This is a genomic window from Cellvibrio mixtus subsp. mixtus J3-8 (assembly GCF_000766945.1).
Taxonomy (GTDB): Bacteria; Pseudomonadota; Gammaproteobacteria; order Pseudomonadales; family Cellvibrionaceae; genus Cellvibrio; species Cellvibrio mixtus_A.
In genome coordinates this window covers 3,668-3,913 of the sequence record NZ_KN266220.1, presented here as the reverse complement: position 1 = coordinate 3,913, position 246 = coordinate 3,668, and the positions used below count along the sequence as shown (strand labels likewise).

The window sequence follows — 246 nt, the reverse complement described above, 5'->3', positions numbered from 1 at the left end:
GCTTTTTGCTCGCTTGGCGCATTGTCTTTATTGATGAGTGGGAAATATTTATCACCCAACAATTTACGACCACAGATGGCGACCAGCTCGGTACTTTCTTGATGCCATGGATCAATCAGCTCATTAACTGCGTCATATACAAGGGCGTCGAGGTTTTCATAATCGCCAGCTTTACCTACGCGAACTTTGTTAGCTTCGGTAACTTGTTTAATAACGCGTGCGGCTGCATGGTTACGATATTTTTGC

Annotated in this window: 1 protein-coding gene; it reads right to left on the bottom strand. The window is 44.3% G+C overall.

The annotated features are described in order from the left end of the window. Positions 1-246: P2 family phage major capsid protein (locus A596_RS23695; RefSeq protein ID WP_235425809.1), on the bottom strand; the 246-nt coding region annotated here is incomplete at both ends.